At 53.4% G+C, this 2,173-nt stretch carries 2 protein-coding genes; both read right to left on the bottom strand.

Annotated features, from left to right (window positions below; all coding sequences use genetic code 11):
- Positions 1-978 (bottom strand): threonine/serine dehydratase, encoded by a 978-nt coding sequence (locus DC522_RS33235; RefSeq protein ID WP_205769920.1) that lies wholly within the window; start codon positions 976-978, stop codon positions 1-3.
- Positions 978-1,970: an ornithine cyclodeaminase family protein gene (locus DC522_RS33240; RefSeq protein ID WP_116532660.1), complete on the bottom strand. Its 993-nt coding sequence runs from the start codon at positions 1,968-1,970 to the stop codon at positions 978-980. Before DC522_RS33240 ends, DC522_RS33235 begins: the two co-directional genes overlap by 1 nt.
- Positions 1,971-2,173 lie beyond the last annotated feature (203 nt).

Here is a 2,173-nt window from a genome sequence, read left to right on the forward strand (position 1 = left end):
TTACCCCGCTACCTTGTATATCTCGGCAAGGTCGCACAAATCCCAGTTCCCTCCACTCAACACCGCGCAAACTTTTTCATCCGGTTTGACTTTTATGGAGCCGGCCAACAAAGCTCCAATACCAATCGAGGCGGCTGGCTCAGCGATCAATTTCGCATCCTTGGCAAGGGTACGCATACCCGCGATGATGTGCTCGTCTTCAACGAGAACGATCTCGTCCACATACTTTTCGATAATCGGATACGGGTTTTGACCCGGAACGCTTATCCTCAGGCCATCCGCAATCGTGTTCTTCAAGGGAAGCGATGTGCGCTCCTTGTTTATCCGGCTGTGAAAATACTTCGGTGTCAAGGCAGGCTCTGCCCCGACAACGCGCACCGATGGTTTCGTTTCTTTGATAGCGGTCGCGATTCCCGAGATAAGGCCCCCGCCGCCTACGGGAACAATGACCGTGTCCACATCGTCCAGGTCCTGCAGTATTTCACACCCAATCGTTCCCTGGCCGGCCATCACGATGGGGTCCTCAAAAGCGTGAACGGCCGCGTATTTGTTTTCTTCAGCGATTTCGTACACCCTTTTCCATCTGGCAGCGGTGTCGCCATCGAAAAGAATGACGTCTGCCCCGAGGGCTTTTGTGTTTTCGATTTTGATTTTTGGTGTGGTGACCGGAAGGACCAATATCGCTTTCACGCCGAGCATTCTGGCGGCGTAAGCCAGCCCTTGGGCATGATTGCCCGACGACGTAGCAATGATGCCGTTTGCGATCTCTTCTCTCGGGAGCGAAAGGGCCTTGTTCAGGGCGCCGCGAATTTTGAATGCGCCAGTAATCTGCAGGGTTTCGGGTTTGAGATATAGCTGACAACCAGCGGCTTTCTCTATTTTTTCCGCACGCAATAGCGGCGTGTGCCTGATGTGCGGTTTCAGCCGTTCCTGGGCTTCCCGAATGTCCTGAATGGTGGGATAGTTGCGCATAGTCATTACTCAAAAAACTGAAAGAAAGTGCCGACGTTATTGGCTATGGCGTTCTGATAGATTTTGCTGGCTGTCGTATTGTCTTGTATGGCCATCCCCGTGGAATCGAAAATCGTGATTTCGTCATCACTTTCTCGTCCCGGCTTCCTTCCCAACAATACCTCGCCGATTTCGCCATGGATGTCGTCTTTGGCGATGATATTTTGATTCAGCGGGTGCCAGGTCTCGCCCTTTTCGGTGCATTGCGCGATCGAGTCCACGATGATTTTCGCGTTCCTGAAGAGCTCCGGATCCAGCTCCTGTTTGCCACGTTGATCTGTGCCGATTGCAACGATGTGTGTGCCGGGCCTCACCCAATCCGCTTCCACAAGCTCCCCTTTTCCCCGGGTCGTCGTAATCAAGATATCGGCCTGCTCAACCGCTTCCTTCTTGGAGCTTGCGACGATGACAGGAATGCCGAATTCGCGTTCGATGTCCGTCTTGTATTTCGAAAGCATATCCGGGGTGCGGCTCCAGGCGTGGATCTCTTCGATCTTCATGACCTCGTTGATCGCCCGGATTTGCATTCTCGCCTGATTGCCTGTGCCGATCGACGCGATTGTCCTGGCGTTCTTTCTCGCCAGTGCTTTGACGGAAACGGCTCCAGACGCCCCGGTTCTGAGGCCAGTGATGGAGCTTCCATCCATGATGCAAATCAACGCACAGCTCCTGGCATCAAACAGGAGAATGGTGCCCATGCTATTCGGCACGCCGTGTTCTGCCGGGTTGTTGGTGAACCCTCCAGAGTGCGCTTTCATGGAGATGATTTCACTGACTTTGTAATAGCCAAGCTTGAAGTCAATTTCTCCACGGAGAGAGGGGAGATGTATCCCGATATAGTCAGGTTGTTCCACCTGATCACTGCTGAAGGCTTTGTAAGCCTCTTCCACCGCGCCGATGACTTCCGTCATACCGATTAGCCGTCTTACTTCATCCTTCCTAAGCAGCAGCGTTTTCATTAATAATACCTACCCGTTTTGAAGTCGGGGCCTACGCCACACGCCCGCATCCGGAGCGTGACGCTTTTGCCATCGGCTCGCCTGATGCTGACTGGTCCACGTGCAAGCACTGTCGCACCGGGTACGCAGCACAAAATGTCGAATGAGCCCTGCATACCCAATTTCCGATGGCTTTCTCCCCCGATCTGCGAAAGCTCCTGCTA

Source organism: Microvirga sp. KLBC 81, assembly GCF_003075415.1.
In the GTDB taxonomy this organism is placed as follows: Bacteria; Pseudomonadota; Alphaproteobacteria; order Rhizobiales; family Beijerinckiaceae; genus Microvirga.

Coding starts and splice junctions, on each gene's coding strand:
- DC522_RS33235 (WP_205769920.1), bottom strand. CDS start 978: ATGACTATGCGCAACTATCCCACCATTCAGGACATTCGGGAAGCCCAG.
- DC522_RS33240 (WP_116532660.1), bottom strand. CDS start 1,970: ATGAAAACGCTGCTGCTTAGGAAGGATGAAGTAAGACGGCTAATCGGT.